The organism is Streptomyces sp. NPDC000151 (assembly GCF_040301705.1).
In the GTDB taxonomy this organism is placed as follows: Bacteria; Actinomycetota; Actinomycetes; order Streptomycetales; family Streptomycetaceae; genus Streptomyces.
Genome location: NZ_JBEPFC010000270.1, coordinates 1 through 4,080 on the forward strand (window position 1 = coordinate 1; position 4,080 = coordinate 4,080).

Consider the following 4,080-nt stretch of genomic DNA (forward strand, 5'->3'; position numbering starts at 1 on the left):
CGCGGCGGACGGTTCGACGGCGGCCCGCAGCTCGGCCAGTTCGCGCAGCTGGGCCTCGCGCCGGGGCGAGGCGAGCCGCCAGCGGATGATCTGCGGGTCGTAGAGGTTCCACTCGGCGAGCGGCCGTACGGTGATGCCGACGCGCGGGCGGCTGGTGACGACCCGCTTGGACTCCAGGACGCGGACCGCCTCGCGGGCCACCGTGCGCGAGACGCCGTACCGTTCCTGTACGTCCTCCAGGCGCAGCACCTCGCCCGCCCGGATCTCGTCCGCGGCGAGCGACCGGCCGATGCGGTCGACCACCTGCCCGTGCAGGCCCTGAAGTTCCACGCCGTCCCCCGTGTTCCCGTGTTCCCGTGCGCCTCGGTACGGGGCGGCCGGACCGCGGCCGCCCCGCCGATTGTCACACCTGAACCGCCTTCGGTGCCCGCCGGCAGGACGGGGTCAGAACGCCTGGGGCGGCGGTGCCGAGTCGCCGGCGCCGCGCAGGAAGTCCAGGTCGACGCCGGTGTCGGCCTGGGTGACGTGCCGGTCGTAGAGGTAGTTCCAGCCGCGTTCCGCGGGCGCGCGGGGCGGCTGCCAGGCCGCGCGGCGGCGCTCCAGCTCGTCGTCCCCGACCAGGACGTCGAGGCGGCGGGCCGGTACGTCCAGGCGTACGGAGTCGCCGGTGCGGACGAGGGCGAGCGGGCCGCCGACCGCCGCTTCGGGGGCCACGTGCAGGACGCAGGTGCCGTACGCGGTGCCGGACATCCGGGCGTCGGAGATGCGGACCAGGTCGCGGACGCCGGCGTCGAGGAGCTTCTTGGGCAGCTGCACGTTGCCGACCTCGGGCATACCCGGGTAGCCCTTCGGGCCGGTGTTGCGGACGACGAGGACGGTGTCGGCGGTGACGTCGAGGTCCGGGTCCTCCGCGACGGCGAGGTAGTCCTCCAGCGAGTCGAAGACCAGCGCGGGCCCGGTGTGGCTGAGCAGCTTGGGGTCGGCCGCCGACTGCTTGATGACCGCGCCGTCGGGGGCGAGGTTGCCGCGGAGTACGGCCGTGCCGGTGCCGGCGGGCTGAACGGGGCGGTCGAGCGGGCGGATGACCTCGCGGTCGTACACCTCGGCGCCCGCGCAGTTGTCGACCAGGCTGCGCCCTGTGACGGTGACGGTGTCGTGGTGCAGGTGGTCGCGGAGGTCGTTGATCAGGGCCGGGAGCCCGCCCGCGTACGCGAATTCCTCCATCAGGAAGCGGCCGGAGGGCATCAGGTCGATGAGGAGCGGGAGTTCGGCGCCGAGGCGGTCGAAGTCGTCCAGGGCGAGCGGGACGCCGAGGCGGCCGGCGAGGGCGAGGAGGTGCAGTACGGCATTGGTGGAGCCGCCGATGGCGGCGTTGATGCGGATGGCGTTCTCGAAGGCGGCGCGGGTCATGATGCGCTGCGGGGTGAGGTCGGAGCCGGCCAGTTCGACGGCGCGGATGCCGGTCTCCTCGGCGAGGGTGCCGCGGCGGGAGTCGACGGCGGGCAGGCCGGAGCCGCCGGGGACCATCATGCCGAGCGCTTCGGTGAGGCAGGCCATGGTGGAGGCCGTGCCCATGGTCATGCAGTGGCCTGCGCTGCGGGTCAGCGCGGTCTCGAACTCGGTGAACTCCTCCTGGGTGACCGTGCCCGCGCGCAGCTCCTCGGTCATCCGCCAGACGTCCGTACCGGATCCGACGGCGCGGCCCCGGAAGCGGCCGTTGAGCGTGGGACCGCCGGTGAAGACGAGCGCGGGGACGCCGGCGCTGGCGGCGCCCATGAGAGCCGCGGGGGTGGTCTTGTCGCAGCCGGTGAGGAGGACGACGGCGTCCAGGGGGTTGGCGCGGATCTGCTCCTCGATCTCCATGGCGGCGAGGTTGCGGTACAGCATGGTGGTCGGGCGCATGATCGGCTCGCCGAGCGACATCGCGGGGAACTCCAGCGGGAAGCCGCCGGCCTGCAGTACGCCGCGCTTCACGGCGTCCGCGAGGAGCTGCAAGTGGCCGTTGCAGGGCGTGAGTTCGGAGTAGGTGTTGCAGATGCCGATGACCGGGCGGCCGTCGAAGTTGTGACCGCCGCGGCCCATGGCGCGCAGGGAGTGCCGGGCGATGAAACCGTTCTTGCCGCCGTCGCCGAACCAGGCGCGGGAGCGGAGCGCGGGCTGCTCCGGCGGGTGCGGGGAGGATGCGTTCGCGGCCATGCGAGGTCCTTCCGGTGCGGGCGTGGCGGGCCGGGCGGGACCGGCCGTGACCAGGCTGCACCCTCCCGCTCTCCAATGGTGCTATCAAAGCATGATAGGGGTCTCGCCTGTCCAGAGTCCGGCACGGACCTTTTCCCACGACGGGGCACTGGGCGAGCGTGGCAGAACCTTTCGGACGCCGGGCAGCGCATACGGGTGGCCGAGGAGCCGGGCCCGAGTGGCGTCGCGGGCCCGGCCCCGCGCAGCGCCCCGCGCCTCGCCCCGATCGTCCGCACCGCGCGCACCACGGCCGCCGGACTCTCCCGGCGGCTGGCCTGAAACACCCCCGCCCCGGGCGTGCGCCATGACCCGTCGGCGCCGCCCGTCACCCCTGTCACCAGGCACGATGCATACCGGCCGTTCGAGGGGCAGCTTCACGACACGCTTGCGCGAAAGCTTATAGAGTCACAATTCACGTCATATTCTCCGGTTCTGTGCAGAAGAGTGACGACGTGGTCGTGTCAGGCATGGTCCGGGAAGCGGCGGCGGGTCCCCCGCACCCTGTGTGGGCAGCACGCCGCCTGAAGGTGTGCTTCCTCCTTTTCAACCTCTACGGCATCGGCGGCACCATCCGCTCGACCGTCAACCTCTCCGGCGCGCTGGCGGAGGCCGGGCACGACGTCGAGATCGTCTCGATGATCAGGACCCGGGCCGCTCCGGCCCTGCCCGTCCATCCCCGGGTACGCATCGTGCCGCTGGTCGAGGCCCGCAGGGACCGGCCCGGCTTCGACCCGGCGCACGACCCGAAGGGCAACCCCTCACGCGTCTACCCCGCCTGCGACGGCCCGTACAAGCTGTGCAGCGCGCTGGTCGACACGCGGATCGAGGAGTACCTGCGGGACACCGAAGCGGACGTGATCATCGGGACGCGGCCCGGCATCAACGTCTACCTCGCGCGCTTCGGGCCCGCCCGCGCGCTGCTCGTCGGGCAGGAACACCTCACCCACGACATGCACCGGGCGGACGTGCGGACGGCGCAGAACGCGGCGGTGCCCCGCCTCGACGCCTTCGTCACGGTGTCCCGGCAGGACGCCAGGATCTACCGCGAGGCCCTGCCCGATGTCGCCACGGAGATCCGCTGCATCCCCAACGCGGTGCCGCAGCCGGACGTGTCGCCCTCCTCGGGGCGCCACAAGCTGGTGGTCGCGGCCGGCCGGCTCATCCGCATCAAGAACTACCGGCTGCTGATCGACGCGTTCGCGCGCGTGGTGGAGCAGCGCCCGGACTGGAAGCTGCGGCTGTACGGGCGCGGGCCCGAGGCGCGGGCGCTGCGGACCCGCATCCACGAGCTGGGGCTGTGCGAACAGGTGACGATGATGGGCGCGCACGCGCCGATCGAGCCGGAGTGGGCCAAGGGGTCCATCGCGGCGGTCTCCTCGGACGGCGAGTCGTTCGGGATGACGATCGTGGAGGCGATGCACGCCGGGCTGCCGGTGGTCGCCACGGACTGCCCGTTCGGGCCGGGCGAGATCATCTCCGACGGGGTGGACGGGCTGCTCGTCCAGCCGGGCAACGCCGAGGAGTTCGCGGCGGCGCTGCTGGAACTGATCGCGGACGACGAGCGGCGGGCCGCGATGGCCGCGGCGGCCCGCGCCAAGGCGCTGGACTACGCGCCCTCGGCCGTCGCGCACGCCTACGTCAAGCTCTTCGAGGACCTCGCCGCGAAGACGGGCAAGTGCTGCGGTCCGCCGGAGGCGCGGAAGGAGCTCGCCGGGGCGCACGCACTGGGCGGGTACACCGGTACCGCGGGGCGGGGCAGGGCGCTGCGCGCGGGCAAGGCGCTCGCCCGGCGCGTGGCACGCCCCCTGCTCCAGCGGCCGGTCACCGCCGTGCCGCTGCTCGGTG

Annotated in this window: 4 protein-coding genes; 2 read left to right on the forward strand and 2 right to left on the reverse strand. The window is 73.1% G+C overall.

Annotated elements, in window-relative coordinates; genetic code table 11:
* On the reverse strand, positions 1-330 hold a 330-nt coding region (locus ABT381_RS35260; protein WP_351602045.1), incomplete at its 3' end, for a FadR/GntR family transcriptional regulator.
* A gap of 114 nt (positions 331-444) precedes the next feature.
* Positions 445-2,196, reverse strand: a complete 1,752-nt coding sequence (locus ABT381_RS35265; protein ID WP_351602048.1) for an IlvD/Edd family dehydratase — start codon at positions 2,194-2,196, stop codon at positions 445-447.
* 195 nt (positions 2,197-2,391) lie between these two features.
* On the opposite strand from ABT381_RS35265, the gene ABT381_RS35270 reads away from it, so the two are divergent.
* Together ABT381_RS35270 and ABT381_RS35275 are read left to right on the forward strand one after the other, a co-directional pair.
* Positions 2,392-2,514, forward strand: a complete 123-nt coding sequence (locus ABT381_RS35270; RefSeq protein ID WP_351602051.1) for a hypothetical protein — start codon at positions 2,392-2,394, stop codon at positions 2,512-2,514.
* A 155-nt stretch (positions 2,515-2,669) separates the two neighbouring features.
* On the forward strand, positions 2,670-4,080 hold a 1,411-nt coding region (locus ABT381_RS35275), incomplete at its 3' end, for a glycosyltransferase family 4 protein (protein ID WP_351602054.1).

Coding starts and splice junctions, on each gene's coding strand:
- ABT381_RS35265 (WP_351602048.1), bottom strand. CDS start 2,196: ATGGCCGCGAACGCATCCTCCCCGCACCCGCCGGAGCAGCCCGCGCTC.